The sequence below is a fragment of the Streptococcus sp. 1004_SSPC genome, from assembly GCF_001069025.1.
In the GTDB taxonomy this organism is placed as follows: Bacteria; Bacillota; Bacilli; order Lactobacillales; family Streptococcaceae; genus Streptococcus; species Streptococcus vestibularis.
Genome location: NZ_JWGQ01000011.1, coordinates 36,488 through 55,754, shown reverse-complemented (window position 1 = coordinate 55,754; position 19,267 = coordinate 36,488). Strand labels below are relative to the sequence as shown.

Genomic DNA, 19,267 nt, shown 5'->3' with positions numbered 1-19,267 from the left:
CTTTCGAACCACTGGTTTGAAAGCTTTATTTTCCAAACTAACGGAAAGGAAATATGCGATGACTACAGAAAATATCGGTGAAATCGTAATTGCTCCTCGTGTTCTTGAAGTGATTACTGGTATCGCTGCAACTAAAGTGGACGGTGTTTACGCCCTTCAAAACAAAAACGTTACAGATAGTCTCAGCAAAACAAGCTTGGGACGTGGTGTTTATCTTCAAACTGAGGAAGATGGTACAGTAAACGCTGATATCTACGTTTCTCTTCAGTATGGCGTTAATGTGCCTGCGGTTTCAATTGAGATTCAAAAGGCTGTTAAAGCAGCTGTCTATGATATGGCCGAAGTGTCAATTTCAGAAGTCAACGTTCACGTTGAATCTATTGTTACTGAAAAGTCGCAAAAACCGGACTTGGCTGAATTGTTTAACGAGGATTTTTTGAATGACTAATATCTTTAAAGATTCACGTCGTGACCTTCGTGAGCGTGCTTTTCAAACGCTTTTTGCCCTTGAATTTGGTGGTGAAGCTCTGGAACAAGCACATTTCGCTTACACTTATGACAAGCCAATTGACGAAGAAACTGAAGTTGATGTACCAGCTTTTCTCCTTAGCCTAGTAACAGGCGTCCGTGAAGAGTTGGCTCAACTTGATAGTCAAATTGAAGAAAAATTGAAAGAAGGTTGGAGTCTTTCACGTTTGATTGTGACAGATCGTACTCTCCTTCGTTTGGGACTTTATGAAATCACGTCTTTTGAAGAGACACCAGGACGTGTGGCTATCAATGAAATTATTGAAATTGCTAAAAAATATTCTGATGAAACATCTGCTAAGTTCATTAATGGTGTTCTTAGTCAGTTTGTGACAGACGAAGCATAAGAAAAAGAAGTTGATTGCTGTTTCAACTTCTTTTTTTGATAACTAAGCTCAAGAAAAAGTCGCAAACGGAGATTTCTTGCGACTTTTATTTATATACTGCCACCAGAAATCAAATTTACTGGTAGCACATAATCACGACTGACTATTTCGCCTTTGATTTTCTTCAAAAGAATTTCGACACAAAGTTTAGCAATTTCATCCAAAGGCTGTTGGATGGTTGCTAGCTCTGGATAGAAGTGTCGGATAAAGGCAGTACCGTCGTAACCGATGATTTTTAAGTCATTGGGGATGGAAAGTTCTAGTTGTCTAGCTACTTTCATAACTAAGATAGCTGTTAAATCATCTGAGACAAAGATACCATCCGGTTTTTCACGAGAAATAATAGATTTGATTTCCAATTCTCGTCGCATGAGAGATAAATCGTTTGGGACAGGGCAGACAATACCGTGTTTATTCAATTCGTAATTGAACCCAAGTTGACGGAGTCCAGTTGGAGAATCTGAATTATCATTACCTGTAATCATGACAATACGCTGGCAACCAGCCTTGACTAAGGCTTTTGCGGCTAATTTTCCTCCTTCAAAGTTATCAGATGAGATAATAGGAATCTTTGGGGCCAGATTACGGTCGAAGGCAATGATAGGAGCTTCAACCTTTTCATAATCTTCGATACCAAGATTGTGAGAAGACGAGATGATGCCATCACATTGGTTGGCGGCAAGCATCTCCAAATAGTCCCTCTCCTTGTTAGGATCGTGCTCACTATTACAAATAATGGTTTTATAGCCTTGCTTAAAGAGTTCATCCTCAAGACGTTCAATAAGTTCGGCATAAAATACATTGGAAATATTTGGGAAAATCAAGCCAACGAGTTTGGCCGACTTTCCTTGAAGACCTCGAGCTAAATTATTAGGTTTATAGTTGAGTTCTTGCATAGCAGCGTGAACTTTGTCAATGGTCTTCTGTGAGAGGTAGCCCTTTTTGTTTATGACGCGAGAAACTGTGGTTGGGCTCACACCAGCTAGTTCGGCAACGTCAGTAAGCTTTGCGACCATAAATCACCCTAGTATTTCAAGTCGAAGTAGTGTCCAGAAACGTTTCCTGATGTTACTTTGATACCAGTTTGTTCTGCACTTGGGAAAACACGACTAGTGAAGACTTTCTCACCTTTGTTGAAGAAAATTTCAACGATTGAGTTATCTACAAAGATGTTTGCGGTTGCAGCTTGACCGGCATCAAGTGTACATTCACGACTTGTTCCAAAGTCAGTAGCATATTGTTCACCAGCTTTAGAACGGTCAAGGATAACTTTTCCGTTCTCAGTATCAACAGTAAGTGACAAGCCGTTTCCTTCTTGGTTTGCAAAGAGGACAAGTTCTGTTTGGCTGTTAGCTTCAAAGTTAAGTTCAAGCTCGTAAGTGTTAGTTGTTGCCGTTTTTTCAGAGAAATCTTCTTGACTAGCACGTAAGCTTGTAATAGCTTCTACTGGGTATTGGTAGAGTTTACCATCTTTGATAGATAATTCTTTAACCAAGCTCATAGCACCTTGGTAGTCGTATTTGTCAGTTGGATAGTCTACGTCTGGGAGACCAATCCAGCTAACAATAAGGGCACGATCATCTGGAGTGTTAAAGCCTTGAGTCGCGTATGCTTCGAATCCATAGTCCAAGTTGATAATTGGTGTGCCATCAACGAGGGCAGGTTTCTCAGTGTCGAAATCTTGGAAAATCTTATAAGTGTTAGGGTAAATGTTGTCGTAGTCAAGTTCAGCTTTATCAAGACCTTGTGGGCTATAAAGAAGAACAGGTTTACCATCTACAAAGACAAGGTTAGGACACTCAATCATGTATTCTGAGCCAGTGCCATCAAAGTCTAGGTCTCCAACTTCAACCCAGTTTTCGACATCATTGTCTACTGCCTTGTAAAGTTTGATAAAACCGTGTTTATCGTGGTTTTGAGCACCTACGATAGCGTAGAATTGTCCCTTGTAATCGAAGATTTGAGGGTCACGGAAGTGCTCAGTAGCGTCAGCAGGTTGCTTGATAAGAACCTTGTCTAATTTTTCGATTTTGCCGTCTTTATCCATCCAGGCACCGATTTGGCGTGGGTCACGAACCCAATTGTCATCACGAACGTTACCTGTGTAGAAGATAAAGAGTTTATCACCAATTTGATAAGCAGAACCTGAGTAGGCACCGTGGCTATCATTTTCATGGTCTGGCAAGAGTTTGACACCAGTTTCTGTAAAGTGAACCAAATCTTCAGTTTCAGTATGCACCCATTGTTTCAAACCATGAGCAGCTCCAAATGGCCAACTTTGGTAGAAAAGTTGGAACTTACCATTAAAGTAAGAAAAACCGTTTGGATCATTAAGAAGCCCTGTTTCTGGTTCGATATGGTAGCTTGCACGCCAAGGTGATTTAGCGACATTTTCTTTAATTTTTGTTTTTTCTTCGTTTGTCCAATCTGCGTATGGACGGTAACGAACTTCTGTTGGTAGATTCATATAAAGGGATCTCCTAATCTATTTGTTAGTAATATAGTAAACGTTTTACCTAGAAAAATCAACGATTTATCATAAAAAAACAAAAAAATATGCTAAACGGTTGACATATGACAAAAAGATGCTAAAATAGTTATCGTAAAGAAAAGCTAAACGCTTTCATATTAAATTTTATTAAGGAGAATTTTGCAAATGGATAACAAACAAATTGCAAAAGAAGTCATCGATGCCCTCGGTGGACGTGAAAACGTCAACAGTGTTGCTCACTGTGCGACTCGTCTACGTGTGATGGTCAAAGATGAAAACAAAATCAATAAAGAAAAGGCTGAGAACATTGAAAAAGTTCAAGGTGCTTTCTTTAACTCAGGTCAATACCAAATGATTTTTGGTACAGGTACTGTTAACAAGATTTACGACGAAGTCGTTGCTCAAGGTCTTCCAACAGCATCTAAAGACGAACAAAAAGCAGAGGCTGCTAAACAAGGAAACTGGTTCCAACGTGCTATCCGTTCGTTCGGTGATGTTTTCGTTCCATTGCTTCCAGCAATCGTAGCGACTGGTCTTTTTATGGGTATCCGTGGAGCAATTAATAACGATACAGTTCTTGGTTTGTTCGGTACAACATCAAAAGCTTTTGCTGCTACTGATTTCTATACTTACACAGTTGTATTGACAGATACAGCCTTCGCCTTCTTCCCAGCCTTGATTTGTTGGTCAGCCTTTAACGTATTTGGTGGTTCACCACTTCTTGGTTTGGTTCTTGGTTTGATGATGGTTAACAACGCCCTTCCTAACGCTTGGGATGTTGCATCAGGTGCTGCTAAACCAATCTACTTCTTTGATTTTATTCCAGTAGTAGGTTACCAAAACTCAGTGCTTCCAGCCTTCTTCGTAGGTTTGCTTGGTGCTAAGTTCGAGCAATGGGTTCGTAAATGGGTTCCAGACGTTCTTGACCTTCTCTTGCGTCCACTTATCGTCTTTGCTGTAATGTCAGCCTTGGCTCTCTTTATCATTGGCCCTGTCTTCCATACTGTTGAAAGCTATGTTCTTGCTGCTACAGAATGGATTCTTAACTTGCCATTTGGTCTTGCTGGTCTTGTTCTTGGTGGAGTTCACCAAGTTATCGTCGTTACAGGGGTTCACCACGTCTTTAACTTGCTTGAAGCTAACCTCATTGCTAATACTGGTAAAGACCCACTTAACGCTATCATCACAGCTGCTATGACTGCCCAAGCTGGTGCGACACTTGCAGTGGGTGTTAAAACTAAAGATTCTAAGTTGAAAGCTCTTGCTTTCCCTGCAACTCTTTCAGCGGTACTTGGTATCACTGAACCAGCTATCTTCGGGGTTAACCTTCGTTTCGGTAAACCATTTATCATGGGGCTTATCGCTGGTGCTGCCGGTGGTTGGTTGGCATCAATCCTTAACCTTGCTGGTACAGGATTTGGTGTAACAATCGTTCCTGGTACTCTTCTTTACCTAAACGGTCAAGTACTTAAGTATGTGATCATGGTACTTGTAACACTTGCTCTTGGTTTCGTTCTTACTTGGCTCTTTGGTTATAAAGAGGAAGAAGTTGAAGCTCAAAAAGAAGTTGTTGCTGAAGATATTGCATCTGCAGAATCAGCTCCAGTTGCATTACAAGCTGAAACAATCGCTGCTCCACTTAAAGGTGAAGTTGTAGCTTTGGAAAATGTAAATGACCCAGTCTTCTCTTCAGGAGCTATGGGTAAAGGTGCCGCTATCAAACCTTCAGGTAACCAAGTTGTTGCACCATTTGACGGTGAAGTGCAAATTGCCTTCCCAACAGGTCACGCTTACGGACTTAAATCTGATAAAGGTGCTGAAGTGCTTATCCACATCGGTATCGATACTGTCTCACTTGATGGCAAAGGATTTGATGCTAAGGTTCAAGCAAATCAACGTGTTAAAAAAGGTGATGTCTTGGCTACCTTCGATAGCTCAGTTATCACTGAAGCAGGTCTTGACGATACAACTATGGTTATCGTTACAAACACTGCAGACTTCGAAGATGTTTCATCAGTAGCAACTGGTTCAGTTGCTGAGGGTGCTGACTTCATCGCAGTTAAATAATACGCTAGAAAAGTCGAAGCTGTTTCGGCTTTTTTAGTTGAATGTTTTATAAAGAAGAGTGATATGAAGCCAAGTTTGTAGCAGCTTAAATATGCTTTTATTTAGATTGTCTTTTATCTTGCTTTTCTTTATAATAGTAATAAGATAGTTATTTATTGATCATAAAAGGAGATAGCTTTACATATGGCTAAACTATACGGAAGCTTGGAAGCTGGTGGTACAAAGTTTGTTTGTGCTGTTGGTGATGAGAAATTCCAAGTCATTGAAAAAACGCAATTCCCAACAACAACACCTTATGAAACAATTGATCGTACGATTGAATTTTTCAAACGTTATGAAGATCAATTGGCTGGAATTGCAATTGGTTCATTTGGACCAATTGATGTTGATCCAAATTCTGAAACATATGGTTTTGTGACTTCAACACCAAAACCACATTGGTCAAATGTCGACCTTCTTGGTTTGATTGCTAAAGAGTTTAATATTCCTTTCTACTTTACGACTGATGTTAACTCATCTGCTTATGGTGAGACACTTGTTCGTAAAGGTGTTAAGAGTCTTGTTTACTACACTATCGGAACTGGTATTGGAGCCGGTGCTATTCAAAATGGTGAGTTCATTGGTGGTATGGGTCACACTGAAGCTGGTCACGTATATGTACCTCTTCACCCAAATGATGTTTCCAATGAATTTAACGGAACTTGTCCATTCCACCGCGGATGTTTGGAAGGTTTGGCTGCTGGACCATCACTCGAAGCTCGAACAGGTATTCGTGGCGAATTGATTGAGCAAAATTCTGAGGTTTGGGATGTTCAAGCTTACTACATTGCTCAAGCTGCTGTCCAGGCAACTGTGCTCTACCGTCCAGAAGTTATCGTCTTTGGGGGTGGTGTTATGGGACAAGAACACATGCTTCGTCGTGTCCGTGAAAAATTCACAACTCTTTTGAATGGTTACCTTCCAGTGCCAGACGTGACTGAATATATTGTGACACCGGCTGTTTCAGGTAATGGCTCTGCGACGCTTGGTAACTTTGCACTTGCCAAAGATGTAGCTGACAAACACTCACGCAAATAAGCAAAATATGTAAAATCGCTTTAAGACATGATCTTAAGGCGTTTTGCTCTATACAGGAGGATGTAATGGAACCTTTATTTTTAGATTCGCCAATGCATGAAAAAATCTGGGGAGGTAATCGCCTTAAGACAGAATTTGGTTATGATATTTCCAGTGAACACACTGGCGAATACTGGGCAATCTCTGCTCATCCTAATGGTGTATCCTATGTCAAAAATGGAAAGTATGCTGGTTTTCATCTGGCAGAGCTTTACAAGGATAAACCAGAACTTTTTGGACATCCAAAGGCGAGTGTATTTCCTTTATTGACCAAGATTTTGGATGCTAATGATTGGCTGTCAGTGCAGGTACACCCAGACGATGCCTATGGTATGGAGCATGAAGGTGAACTAGGAAAGACGGAGTGTTGGTATATTATTGACGCCGAAGAGGGCGCCGAAATTATCTATGGCCACAAGGCTCAGACCAAGGAAGAGCTGGCAGCTTTGATTGAAGCGGGTGATTGGGATGGGCTTTTGTCGAAAACTCCTGTTAAGAAAGGTGACTTTTTCTTTGTACCAAGTGGTACCATGCATGCTATTGGTCCAGGTATCCTGATCTTAGAAACTCAACAATCTAGCGACACCACTTACCGTGTCTATGATTTTGATCGTAGGGATGATCAGGGCAATAAACGTGAGCTTCATATTCAACAGTCTCTTGATGTCTTGGATCTAGGGGACCCAGAAAATAGCGTCCCAGCAACTGTTAAGACCTTGCAATTAGAGTCGACTTGTTTGACATCAAACTCCTTCTTCGCCGTATATAAATGGAAACTCAATGGCTTGGTTGACTTCAAACAATCAGCTCCTTATTTGCTTTGTTCAGTACTTTCTGGCAATGGGACTATGACTATCGATTCACGCATTTATTGTCTAAAAAAAGGTGATCACTTCATTCTTCCAAATGATGTGACAGATTGGGAAATTGATGGACAATTGGAGATGATTGTCAGTCACCCTAATGAGGCTTAAGTATGAGTAATGAAAAAGTTTTAGCTGCACTATTTGAGCGTATTGAAATCGGCAAATCCTATTATTTTGAGGGAGCTTACTATCGTCTGAAAGACTATGGAGACCACATTTATGGCTTACAACGGGCTATTCCTGGGATGTGCGGTGAAAAAACGGCCTCCCCTAGCATCAAATTTTACTGGGAAAATGGTGTTCTGGAATACGAATTTTACGTGGATTTTGAGGCCAGTCCTATGATTATGAAGGCTTATAGTAGTAGTGATAGAGCTTTCTTTGAACAGGCCTTTGAAAATCTCTTACATGACTTTGAGGATTTCTTAGAGAATCAAGAAATCACTGAGAAATAGCCTTGAAGTGTTATTGTCGATATTTTCAGTGAATCTAATAAAGAAGTTTTTGTTTATTTGCTAATCTGTTGTGAAAGCCTTTAAAATGGGGCTTTTTTCTTTGTCAATACTTGAGTGATTTCTTGTTTAAAAGGGGCATTTGTGGTAAAATATGGAGATAAAGACTGTCGAAAGGAAAAAAGATGGCAAATATATTACGCAAAATCATTGAAAATGATAAAGGCGAAATTAAAAAACTAGAAAAAACTGCCAAGAAAGTTGAGAGCTATGCTGATGCAATGGCGGCTCTTTCAGATGAAGAACTTCAGGCAAAAACAGAAGAATTTAAACAACGATATCAAAACGGAGAAAGTCTAGATCAACTCTTGCCAGAGGCATTTGCGGTTGTTCGTGAGGGAGCGAAACGTGTTCTTGGACTTTTCCCATATCGTGTGCAAATTATGGGTGGTATTGTGCTCCACCATGGTGACGTACCGGAGATGCGTACAGGGGAAGGGAAAACCCTTACTGCGACAATGCCTGTTTACTTGAATGCTATTTCAGGTGAAGGTGTACACGTTATCACCGTTAACGAATACCTTTCAGAGCGTGACGCGACTGAAATGGGTGAGCTTTATAGTTGGCTTGGTTTGTCAGTAGGGATTAACCTTTCAGCTAAATCACCAGCTGAAAAACGTGAAGCTTATAACTGTGATATCACTTACTCGACCAACTCAGAGGTAGGTTTCGACTATCTTCGTGATAACATGGTTGTTCGTAAGGAAAATATGGTACAACGTCCATTGAATTATGCCTTAGTCGATGAGGTTGACTCGGTTCTTATTGATGAAGCCCGTACACCATTGATTGTATCAGGTCCTGTAAGTTCAGAAACTAACCAGTTGTATCATCGTGCAGATGCCTTTGTTAAGACCTTGACAGAAGATGATTATGCCATTGATATTCCAACAAAAACGATTGGTTTGAATGACTCAGGTATTGACAAGGCTGAAGAATTCTTCAACTTGGACAACTTATACGATATTGACAATGTTGCCTTGACTCACTATATTGACAATGCCCTTCGTGCCAACTATATCATGTTGCATGATATTGACTACGTGGTAAGTCCTGAGCAAGAAATCCTTATCGTTGACCAATTTACTGGTCGTACCATGGAAGGTCGTCGTTTCTCAGATGGGCTCCACCAAGCTATCGAGGCTAAAGAAGGTGTACCAGTCCAAGAGGAAACTAAGACTTCTGCCTCAATCACTTACCAAAATATGTTCCGTATGTACAAGAAATTGTCAGGTATGACTGGTACTGGTAAGACTGAAGAAGATGAATTCCGTGAAATCTATAACATGCGAATCATCCCAATTCCAACAAACCGTCCAATTCAACGTATTGACCATGACGACCTTCTTTACTCAACCTTGGATGCTAAATTCCGTGCTGTGGTACAAGATGTTAAGCGTCGTTATGAGAAGGGGCAGCCAGTCCTTGTTGGTACGGTTGCCGTTGAAACATCTGACTTGATTTCTAAGATGTTGGTTGACGCAGGTATTCCTCACGAAGTGCTTAATGCCAAGAACCACGAAAAAGAAGCACATATTATTATGAATGCAGGTCAACGTGGTGCTGTTACGATTGCGACCAATATGGCCGGCCGTGGTACTGACATCAAACTTGGTGAAGGTGTTCTTGACCTTGGTGGACTCTGTGTCATTGGTACAGAGCGTCACGAAAGCCGTCGTATCGACAACCAGTTGCGTGGTCGTGCGGGACGTCAAGGGGATCCAGGGGAGTCTCAATTCTACTTATCTCTTGAAGATGAATTGATGCGTCGTTTCGGTTCTGACCGTATCAAGCATGTCTTGGAACGTTTGAACGCTGATGACGAAGATATTGTTATCAAATCACGTATGTTGACCCGTCAAGTGGAATCAGCTCAAAAACGTGTCGAAGGGAATAACTACGATACTCGTAAACAAGTCCTTCAGTACGATGACGTTATGCGTGAACAGCGTGAAATCATCTATGCTGAGCGTTATGATGTTATTACAGCAGAGCGTGACCTTGAACCTGAAATCAAGGCTATGATCAAGCGTACTATTAACCGTACGGTTGATGGGCACAGTCGCAACGATCAAGAAGAAGCTCTTAAAGGTATCTTGAACTTTGCACGTCAGGCCCTGGTTCCTGAGAATGCCATCTCACTTGAAGATTTACAAGAAGTGGGAGAGGTAACGAAACGTAGTGTTAATTATGATGCTATCAAGGTTTATCTGACTGAGTTAGCAGACGATGTTTATAATCGTCAAATCAAGAAATTACGTTCAGAGGAAGCTATCCGTGAGTTCCAAAAAGTCTTGATTTTGATGGTTGTTGATAATAAGTGGACAGACCACATTGATGCCCTTGATCAATTACGTAACGCCGTTGGTTTGCGTGGTTATGCGCAAAACAACCCAATCGTTGAATATCAATCTGAAGGTTTCAAGATGTTCCAAGATATGATTGGTGCTATTGAGTATGATGTGACTCGTACGATGATGAAAGCACAAATCCACGAACAATCTCGTGAACATGTTAATGAACGCGTTTCAACAACAGCAACAGGCAATATCCAGGCCCACCAAGCAGATGCTAATGGTCAAGAAATTGACTTTAGTAAGGTTGGTCGTAACGACTTCTGTCCATGTGGCTCTGGTAAGAAATTCAAAAATTGTCACGGTCGTAAACAGTTTTAGATAAAAAGAAATAGGTAATTATTATGGTTTTTAAAGCAGTAAGTGAAAAAATTGATTTTGATGCAGTTAAAGAATCAACTACATTGACAGGTGAAGCCCTTGCCAAGAAACAAGCTCGTGATAAAGAGCTTGAAGCAATCATCAAGGGTGAAGATGACCGTACGCTTTTGGTTATTGGTCCATGTTCATCTGATAATGAAGAAGCCGTTCTTGATTATGCTCACCGTTTGGCTAAACTTCAAGAAGAAGTGAAAGATAAAGTCTTTATGGTTATGCGTGTTTATACAGCTAAACCTCGTACAAATGGTGATGGTTATAAAGGGCTTGTGCACCAACCTGATGCTGAAGGTAAACCAAACCTAATCAATGGTATCAAGGCTGTACGTAATCTTCACTACCGTGTTATCACTGAAACTGGTATCACAACTGCTGATGAAATGCTTTACCCAGAAAACCTTCCTTTGGTAGATGACCTTGTGTCATATATTGCCATCGGTGCACGTTCTGTAGAAGACCAACAACACCGTTTTGTTGCATCAGGTATTGATGTTCCAACTGGTATGAAGAACCCAACATCAGGGAACCTTAACGTGATGTTTAACGGTATCTACGCTGCGCAAAACAAACAAAACTTCCTCTTTAACGGTGAAGAAGTTGAAACATCAGGTAACCCATTGGCACACGTTATTCTTCGTGGTTCAACGAATGAATATGGTAAAAACGTGCCTAACTTCTACTATGATGATGTGCTTGAAACAATCGAACATTATGAACAAATGGGCCTTGAAAATCCATTCATCGTTATTGATACAAACCATGATAACTCAGGTAAACGTTACTTGGAACAAATCCGTATCGTTCGTCAAACCTTGATTAACCGTGATTGGAATGAAAAAATCAACAAAGTTGCACGTGGTTTCATGATTGAATCTTACCTTGAAGATGGCCGTCAAGATGCGCCAGATGTCTATGGTAAATCAATCACTGACCCATGTCTTGGTTGGGATAAGACAGAAGAATTGATTCGTGAAATCCATGATACTTTGTCAAAATAATAAGGTAACAGAAACCATATATGGGGAGTGAACCGTTTGGATGACCAAGCGGTTCGCTCTCTTTTCACAAAGAGAGGGAAATAAATGGGAATTCACCAAAATAGTCCGCTGATTGATGTAGCGGAAGTAAGGAAATTACATGCTCTTACGGGAGACGCTCTAGTAACTAAACAGGCTAATGATGAGACCTTGGCAAAAATTATCAAGGGTGAGGACAAACGTGTTCTCTTGGTTATTGGTCCATGTTCATCCGACAATGAAGAAGCCGTTCTTGATTATGCCCACCGTTTGGCCAAACTTCAGGAAGAAGTGAAAGATAAAATCTTTATTGTTATGCGTGTTTATACGGCTAAACCACGTACTAATGGAGATGGTTATAAGGGGCTTATCCACCAACCAGATGCAGAGGGTGATGTAGACCTTCTTGCTGGGGTTAAGGCGGTTCGCCACCTTCAGTCACGTATTATTACTGAAACAGGCCTTCCAATCGCTGACGAGATGCTTTATCCGTCAAATCTTTCCTTCTTTGATGACCTACTTAGCTACCACGCTGTTGGAGCACGTTCGGTTGAGGACCAAGAACACCGCTTTGTAGCTTCAGGTATTGATGTACCAATTGGCTTGAAGAACCCAACGTCAGGGAATTTGAATGTCATGTTTAATGGTATCTATGCGGCGCAGAACCAACAGCATTTCCTTTACAATGGCGCTGAAGTGAAAACAGATGGTAACTCACTTGCTCACGCTATCCTGCGTGGTGCCAACAATGAAAATGGTCAGAATATTGTTAACTACCATTACGAGGACTTGGTTAAGGCTTTGGACAAGTATAGTGCATTTAATCTGGAAAATCCATTTATTCTTGTTGATACTAACCATGACAACTCAGGTAAAAACTTTATGGAGCAAGTTCGTATTGTGCGTGAAGTCCTTCTTAACCGTGAGTGGGATGAGCGTATCGCGGATACCGTGCGTGGCTTTATGATTGAGTCTTACCTTGAGGATGGTCGTCAAGACACACCTGAAGTTTATGGTAAATCAATTACAGATCCATGTCTTGGTTGGGATAAGACAGATAGCCTTATTCGTGAAATCCACAATCGACTTTCGTTATAATTATGATTTTTGGACATGGTATAGACTTGCAGGAAATTTCAGCAGTTAAAAAGGCCTATGACCGAAACCCACATTTTGCAAAGAAAGTATTGACACCAAGAGAATGGGAGCGTTTTGAGTCCCTTTCTGGAAATCGTCAGATGTCATTTCTGGCAGGGCGTTGGGCTGGTAAGGAAGCTTTTTCAAAGGCCTGGGGTACTGGAATCGGAGCAGTTGGTTTTAAGGATATTGAAATTCTAAACAATGACAAGGGAGCTCCCGTGGTCACTCAGTCGCCTTTTGAAGGCAAGGTTTTTATCTCCATTTCCCATAGCGGTGATTTTGTTCAGGCAAGTGTTATTTTAGAAAAAAACTAAGAGATAGATGTTGGAAGAGGATAGCTTATGATTTCGAGTTTACATCGACCAACCTTGGCAAAGGTTGATCTGTCAGCAATTTCAGAAAATATTGAACAAGTGGTTAGTCATATTCCTAAACAGGTGCAGACTTTTGCAGTTGTGAAGGCCAATGCTTATGGTCATGGCGCTGTTGAAGTGGCCAAGCATGTGTCTAAGCAGGTGGAAGGTTTTTGTGTTTCCAACCTAGACGAGGCGCTTGAACTTCGTCAAGCTGGCTTAGAGCAACCGATACTTATTTTAGGAGTCGTCTTGCCAGACGAGGTTCCTTTGGCTATTCAAGAAAACATCACGCTGACGGTAGCTTCGCTTGAGTGGTTGGAAATGGCTAAGAAGCAAGGGCTTGATTTGACTGGTTTGACCTGTCATATTAAGATTGATTCAGGCATGGGACGCATTGGGGTACGTAACCTAGAGGATGCAGATAACTTGATTGCTGGTCTGAAGGATCTTGGTGCTGATGTCGAAGGTATTTTTACTCATTTTGCAACGGCTGATGAGGCAGATGATAGTAAATTCAAACGTCAATTGGCCTTCTTCACGGATTTGGTTAATAACTTGGTGGACCGCCCTCGCTTGGTACATGCTAGCAACTCTGCGACGAGTATCTGGCATGCAGAAACAGTCTTTAATGCGGTACGTCTAGGTGTCGTTATCTATGGTCTCAATCCTAGTGGCAGTGTTTTAGACCTTCCATATAACATTCGTCCTGCTTTAAGCTTGGAGACAGCACTTGTTCATGTTAAGACCCTGCCAGCAGGTAAAGATGTGGGTTATGGTGCAACGTATACGACGACAGTTGATGAGGTTATTGGAACCATTCCGATTGGCTATGCGGATGGTTGGACCAGAGATTTACAAGGTTTCCACGTTATTGTGGATGGACAGCTTTGTCCTATTGTTGGGCGCGTGTCTATGGACCAGATCACTGTTCGCCTTCCTAAGGTTTATCCCCTAGGGACTCCTGTCACTCTTATGGGTGAAAATGGGGGAGCAAGCATCACTGCGACAGAGGTGGCTGAAAAACGTGGCACTATCAACTACGAAGTTCTTTGTTTGCTTAGTGATCGTGTACCTCGTAGCTATGATTGATATAAATAAATAGAAATCCAGTTTGATACTGGATTTTTTGACTTTAGTGAAGACCATTTTCATGTGTTATAATAGCTGATAAGGCTTCCTCTTTCACGAGGAGAAGAACACGATAGAAATGATAGAGAATATGATTCGACTAGATTCACCAATTGCGGATTTGAAAGGCTTTGGTCCTAAGTCCGCTGAAAAATTTACCAAATTAGATTTGCACACGGTTGGGGACCTCTTGCTTTATTTTCCTTTCCGATATGAAGATTTTAAGAGTAAGTCTATCTTTGAACTGATGGATGGCGAAAAGGCTGTTATTACGGGAACGGTGGTGACACCTGCCAATGTGCAGTATTATGGCTTTAAACGTAATCGTCTGAGTTTTAAAATCAAGCAAGGAGAGGCAGTGATTGCCATTAGTTTCTTCAATCAGCCTTATCTTGTGGACAAGATTGAGATGGGGGCAGAAGTGGCTATTTTTGGAAAATGGGACCAGAAGAAGTCTGCAGTGACTGGTATGAAAGTATTAGCTCAAGTTGAGGACGACATGCAGCCAGTTTACCATGTGACCCAGGGTGTTAGTCAGGCCCAGCTGATAAAGGCTATAAAGGCAGCTTTTGATAGTGGGGCCTTGAATTTATTGGAGGAGAGTCTCCCACAGGTGCTTATGGACAAGTATCGTCTCATGGGACGCCAAGAGGCTGTGCATGCCATGCATTTTCCGAAAGATTTGGCTGAATATAAGCAGGCTCTACGTAGAACCAAGTTTGAGGAGCTCTTTTATTTCCAGATGAACTTACAGGTGCTGAAGGCTGAGAATAAGTCCGAAACCAATGGTCTAGCAATTGCTTACGATGAAGCCAAAATCAAAGCCAAAATTGCAGAATTACCATTCCCTTTGACAGAAGCCCAACAGCGCAGTTTATCGGAAATCCTAGCTGATATGAAATCTGGTGCTCATATGAACCGTCTCTTGCAGGGAGATGTGGGCTCAGGAAAAACAGTTATCGCTAGCCTTGCCATGTATGGAGCCTACACGGCAGGATTGCAGTCTGCCCTCATGGTGCCTACGGAAATCTTAGCAGAGCAGCACTATCAGAGTTTGCAAGGTTTTTTTCCTGATCTAGAGGTAGTGCTCCTAACTTCTGGGATGAAGGCGGCGGACAAAAAAGTAGCTCTTTCCAAAATCGAATCTGGGGAGGCTCAGATGATCGTGGGGACTCACTCACTGATTCAGGATACAGTGACTTATCACAGGCTTGGGCTAGTAATTACTGATGAGCAGCACCGTTTTGGGGTTAATCAACGTCGTATTTTCCGTGAGAAAGGTGATAATCCTGATGTCCTTATGATGACAGCGACACCTATTCCTAGGACCTTGGCGATCACTGCCTTTGGGGAGATGGATGTGTCAATCATTGACCAGATGCCAGCAGGGCGTAAGCCTATTATTACCCGTTGGGTTAAACATGAGCAACTAGATACCGTGTTGGCTTGGATTAAGGGTGAGTTGGAAAAAGATGCTCAGGTCTATTTTATTTCACCTTTGATTGAAGAGTCTGAGGCTCTTGATTTGAAAAATGCTGTGGCCCTTCATCAGGAACTCACAGATTTCTTTGGGGATTCAGCTACAGTGGCTCTGATGCACGGTCGCATGAAAAATGATGAAAAAGACCAAATTATGCAAGATTTCAAGGACAAAAAATCTCAAATTTTAGTATCAACCACAGTTATTGAAGTGGGAGTTAACGTGCCAAATGCTACGGTTATGGTCATTATGGATGCGGATCGTTTTGGACTTAGCCAGCTTCACCAGCTTCGCGGCCGTGTAGGTCGTGGCGATAAGCAGTCCTACTGTGTTTTAGTGGCTAATCCTAAAAATGATACCGGGAAAAAACGCATGCAGGCCATGTGTGAGACTACGGATGGTTTTGTTCTAGCAGAAGAGGACCTTAAAATGCGTGGTTCAGGAGAAATCTTTGGAACACGTCAGTCAGGAATTCCTGAATTTCAAGTGGCTGATATTGTGGAAGACTATAATATCCTAGAAGAAGCAAGGCGTGTGGCCAGTCAAATTGTATCTGACCCTAACTGGCGTGAGAATCCTGGTTGGCAGGTGATAGAAGTTCATTTGAGAAGTCAAAGTGAGTTTGACTGAGGAGGAAACCAATGAAAAGAAGCGGTTAAATCTCGATTTTTTGCTATCTTCCATGCCTTCTTTCTTACGATGATAGGTCTTATATTTTATTTTGCAGGTTTTACCTTATTTTATCCATGATAACAAAAACTCTCAGTAAACTCACTGAGAGTTTTAAGTTTCCTTCAAGCTTATTACAAGCTTTCTTTAAGTTAGGCAATCTATAATAAAACCATCAAAACGAGATAGGTTTTGATAATAAAACGTTTTGGCTAGGCCAAACCATTCCTAAAAAGGAGGACATAACAATGACAGTAAAAATTAAAGTAACCTACAACCGAAATTTCCAGAAGCATCCTCAAGACTTTAAGGTTTATCAAAACTAGTATTGATGCTAGGAAGAGGCCAAATTTACCCATATTCTACAACTTTCATTCCTCATTTTCCAAAATCCCTTTTTCCTTTTTTCATAACGTAGAATCCCTCTTCTTAAACTCATAAAAAGTCTAGACGGAAGAATGACCAGTCTAGGCGATTAACATAAGTAAGCTAACCAGTTGAGATTTTCTTGGCTGGTTTTTCTGTTTTTTGAATCATTGAACAAATCTTATTTGAAAAGTAGTAAAATCTTATCTATAAACTAGTATCTTATATTGATATTCGATATAATAATACTGTTAATAGTTAGCTAATGATTTAGAACGAGGTCAAGGTCTCCTATATGCACCTTGGCTTTTTCAAGTCTATTCTTCAAAAAATCACAATGTATTTACAAATCGAGGTAACACATGAAAACTATCTTATTTTATGTTTTAATCGTCCTAGCCTTAGCTGGCTCTAGTTATTATGGTTGGCGGTCTGCCAAAAGTGCCAAAAGTCACCAGGAAACGCAAGAACAAAAACGTTTGCGTAGTGTTCTCTTGTTCGTTAATGTCCTCCTTTTTGCGGGCTTTTTAAGTCTTGTTATTACCATTCTTAATGATGCCTTTATCCTGACTGGTCATGAAGGACTCTTACAACAAGGTTTGCGTATGCTTCTTGGTTCAGGAGTTACCGTGAAAAGTAGTAGCACTAGTCTGACACTTTTTGCAGCAATCATTGATTTCCTTCGTATGTCAGTCAACCTAGGATTCTTGTTGTGTCTACGTGCCTTTCTGATTAATCTGTATCGTTCTGATATTTTCATCGCTAAAAATGCTAAGTTGGTTCGCTGGTCAGCGCATTTGCTAGTTCTTGGGGCCTTTATCAATAATGGTATCTTTACATTTGGAACAGGCAACCAGAGTTATAGTTTCTTTAACATCAGTTATTTGCTAGTTAGTTTTGTTCTATATGCTGTTTCTATGATTTTGACTAAGGCTAATGCCATTGCTGAGGAAAATGAGTATACGATTTAGGAGGGCTTATGATTATTGTCAATTTGGACGTTGAACTTGCTAAGAAGAAGATGCGCTCGGGTGAGCTTGCAGAACGGATTGGTATTACCCCAGCCAATCTCTCGGTTCTTAAGACAGGCAAGGCCAAGGCAATCCGTTTTACAACACTGGACGCTATTTGTAAGGAGTTGAATTGTCAACCAGGAGATATTCTTGAATATAGACCAGACGAAGAAAACTAAAAGCCTGAAGCAGTTCAGTCACTTTTCTAGTGACGATGCTTCAAGCTTTTTTTATTTTTTCTTCATCCATGCCATCAGGGCTAGACTGGCTAGCACAGTACCACAGACCATGGCGACATGTGTCTGTGAGACGATTAGTTCATAGTGGAAATCTTTGTTTTCCAATTTATCAGTTGCTTCAATGCTAAGTTTCATGTTTTACCCCTCGATATAATCTTTCAATTCTTGATCTTCCAGTCCTGCACTAAGTGCGATGAGGAGTTTGAGGCGGGCTTTTGGTGCATTGAGTTCTTTGACAAACATAACGCCATCTTCTTGGAGTTTAACGCCTCCCCCTTCGTAGGCGTAGACTGGTTCGGCGATACCGTTAAAGCAACGGGAAACGAGTACAACGGGAACTCCCTTGTCCATAAGTGACTTAATTTCTCTTGCAGCTAGTGGTGGGAGGTTTCCAGCACCTAGGGCCTCGATAACCACGCCGTCAATCTTTTCAGGGTCTAGGAGACTGATGATACCATCTCCAATCCCCATTCCAGCATAGGCTTTTATGATTGGTACTGTTCCTGTAATTTGTTCCAAGTCAAAGCGAACACGAGGCTCAGCAGTTTTGAACCAGAGGATATCATGCTTCATGATGATGCCTAGTGGACCATGGGTTGGTGTGTGGAAGGTTGCCACATTTGTAGTATGAGTCTTGGTTACATACTTGGCCGCATGGATTTCATCGTTCATAACGACTAGGACACCCTTATCGGCAGCCTTGTCATTGCTTGCGACACGAAGGGCTGAGAGATAGTTGTAGACACCATCGCTTCCTAGCTCGTTTGACGAACGCATGGCACCAGTTATGACGATTGGAATTTCAGGGATGTTCATGGTATCTAGGAAGTAGGCTGTTTCTTCCAGGGTATCTGTTCCGTGGGTGATAACCACCCCGTCATATTGTCCAGCTGTTTCCTTGATTTTTTTATAAATATCAAGCATATGGTAAGGCGTAATGTGTGGGCTAGGGATGTTAAGGAAGTCTAGGACAGTTAAGTCCAGATTATCTAGATCAAGTCCAACATGGTTCATGGGATTATCAGCATTTTGACTGACCTTGCCATCGTCATCTGCGGACATGGAAATGGTTCCTCCAGTATGAAGGACTAGGATTTTTTTTGTCATTTATATTACTCACCATTATATTATGTGTTATAATTTATTTTATCATAAAATGTTA

Annotated in this window: 18 protein-coding genes; 14 read left to right on the top strand and 4 right to left on the bottom strand. The window is 41.2% G+C overall.

What is annotated here, in order from left to right; genetic code table 11:
• Nucleotides 1–58: 58 nt before the first annotated feature.
• Nucleotides 59–448: an Asp23/Gls24 family envelope stress response protein gene (locus tag ADF62_RS01015; protein ID WP_003096049.1), complete on the top strand. Its 390-nt coding sequence runs from the start codon at nucleotides 59–61 to the stop codon at nucleotides 446–448.
• Nucleotides 441–875, top strand: a complete 435-nt coding sequence (nusB, locus tag ADF62_RS01010) for a transcription antitermination factor NusB (protein WP_002884506.1) — start codon at nucleotides 441–443, stop codon at nucleotides 873–875. Before ADF62_RS01015 ends, nusB begins: the two co-directional genes overlap by 8 nt.
• An 89-nt stretch (nucleotides 876–964) precedes the next feature.
• On the opposite strand, the gene ADF62_RS01005 is transcribed toward nusB, so the two are convergent.
• Both ADF62_RS01005 and ADF62_RS01000 read right to left on the bottom strand, forming a co-directional pair.
• On the bottom strand, nucleotides 965–1,930 hold the full coding sequence (locus tag ADF62_RS01005; protein ID WP_003094484.1) for a LacI family DNA-binding transcriptional regulator: 966 nt from the start codon (nucleotides 1,928–1,930) through the stop codon (nucleotides 965–967).
• 8 nt (nucleotides 1,931–1,938) lie between these two features.
• A complete protein-coding gene (locus tag ADF62_RS01000; RefSeq protein ID WP_003096051.1) occupies nucleotides 1,939–3,381 on the bottom strand; it encodes a sucrose-6-phosphate hydrolase in 1,443 nt (480 codons plus the stop codon).
• Between the two features lie 189 nt (nucleotides 3,382–3,570).
• On the opposite strand from ADF62_RS01000, the gene ADF62_RS00995 reads away from it, so the two are divergent.
• The 12 genes from ADF62_RS00995 to ADF62_RS00940 all read left to right on the top strand — a co-directional run bounded on the left by ADF62_RS00995 (nucleotide 3,571) and on the right by ADF62_RS00940 (nucleotide 18,045).
• Complete coding sequence (locus ADF62_RS00995) at nucleotides 3,571–5,472, top strand: sucrose-specific PTS transporter subunit IIBC (protein WP_003094312.1); 1,902 nt, start codon at nucleotides 3,571–3,573, stop codon at nucleotides 5,470–5,472.
• Between the two features lie 183 nt (nucleotides 5,473–5,655).
• Nucleotides 5,656–6,549, top strand: a complete 894-nt coding sequence (gene scrK / locus ADF62_RS00990) for a fructokinase ScrK (protein ID WP_003093597.1) — start codon at nucleotides 5,656–5,658, stop codon at nucleotides 6,547–6,549.
• A gap of 65 nt (nucleotides 6,550–6,614) precedes the next feature.
• Complete coding sequence (manA, locus tag ADF62_RS00985; RefSeq protein WP_003094273.1) at nucleotides 6,615–7,562, top strand: mannose-6-phosphate isomerase, class I; 948 nt, start codon at nucleotides 6,615–6,617, stop codon at nucleotides 7,560–7,562.
• Between the two features lie 2 nt (nucleotides 7,563–7,564).
• On the top strand, nucleotides 7,565–7,909 hold the full coding sequence (locus ADF62_RS00980; protein ID WP_003094447.1) for a hypothetical protein: 345 nt from the start codon (nucleotides 7,565–7,567) through the stop codon (nucleotides 7,907–7,909).
• Nucleotides 7,910–8,091: 182 nt separating this feature from the next.
• Complete coding sequence (secA, locus tag ADF62_RS00975; RefSeq protein WP_003094665.1) at nucleotides 8,092–10,641, top strand: preprotein translocase subunit SecA; 2,550 nt, start codon at nucleotides 8,092–8,094, stop codon at nucleotides 10,639–10,641.
• 23 nt (nucleotides 10,642–10,664) lie between these two features.
• The gene (locus ADF62_RS00970; RefSeq protein WP_003094677.1) at nucleotides 10,665–11,696 is read left to right on the top strand and encodes a 3-deoxy-7-phosphoheptulonate synthase; all 1,032 of its coding nucleotides are present in this window, start codon (nucleotides 10,665–10,667) and stop codon (nucleotides 11,694–11,696) included.
• 84 nt (nucleotides 11,697–11,780) lie between these two features.
• On the top strand, nucleotides 11,781–12,812 hold the full coding sequence (locus tag ADF62_RS00965; RefSeq protein ID WP_003094804.1) for a 3-deoxy-7-phosphoheptulonate synthase: 1,032 nt from the start codon (nucleotides 11,781–11,783) through the stop codon (nucleotides 12,810–12,812).
• A gap of 2 nt (nucleotides 12,813–12,814) precedes the next feature.
• Nucleotides 12,815–13,168 carry a holo-ACP synthase gene (acpS, locus tag ADF62_RS00960; protein ID WP_003093454.1) on the top strand — a complete coding sequence of 118 codons (354 nt, stop codon included), beginning with the start codon at nucleotides 12,815–12,817 and terminating at the stop codon, nucleotides 13,166–13,168.
• Nucleotides 13,169–13,195: 27 nt separating this feature from the next.
• A complete protein-coding gene (gene alr / locus ADF62_RS00955; RefSeq protein ID WP_003093673.1) occupies nucleotides 13,196–14,299 on the top strand; it encodes an alanine racemase in 1,104 nt (367 codons plus the stop codon).
• Nucleotides 14,300–14,417: 118 nt separating this feature from the next.
• Nucleotides 14,418–16,448 (top strand): ATP-dependent DNA helicase RecG, encoded by a 2,031-nt coding sequence (gene recG / locus ADF62_RS00950; protein WP_275043064.1) that lies wholly within the window; start codon nucleotides 14,418–14,420, stop codon nucleotides 16,446–16,448.
• A gap of 767 nt (nucleotides 16,449–17,215) precedes the next feature.
• Nucleotides 17,216–17,824: a DUF2975 domain-containing protein gene (locus ADF62_RS00945; protein WP_003094114.1), complete on the top strand. Its 609-nt coding sequence runs from the start codon at nucleotides 17,216–17,218 to the stop codon at nucleotides 17,822–17,824.
• Nucleotides 17,825–17,832: 8 nt separating this feature from the next.
• On the top strand, nucleotides 17,833–18,045 hold the full coding sequence (locus ADF62_RS00940; protein WP_002889236.1) for a helix-turn-helix domain-containing protein: 213 nt from the start codon (nucleotides 17,833–17,835) through the stop codon (nucleotides 18,043–18,045).
• Between the two features lie 51 nt (nucleotides 18,046–18,096).
• Here the strand turns inward: ADF62_RS00940 and ADF62_RS11080 are convergent, their stop codons facing one another.
• Both ADF62_RS11080 and ADF62_RS00935 read right to left on the bottom strand, forming a co-directional pair.
• Entirely contained in the window at nucleotides 18,097–18,240 is a 144-nt protein-coding gene (locus ADF62_RS11080) for a hypothetical protein (protein WP_172798551.1), read from the bottom strand.
• A 3-nt stretch (nucleotides 18,241–18,243) separates the two neighbouring features.
• Complete coding sequence (locus tag ADF62_RS00935) at nucleotides 18,244–19,212, bottom strand: asparaginase (RefSeq protein WP_048787881.1); 969 nt, start codon at nucleotides 19,210–19,212, stop codon at nucleotides 18,244–18,246.
• Nucleotides 19,213–19,267: the final 55 nt, after the last annotated feature.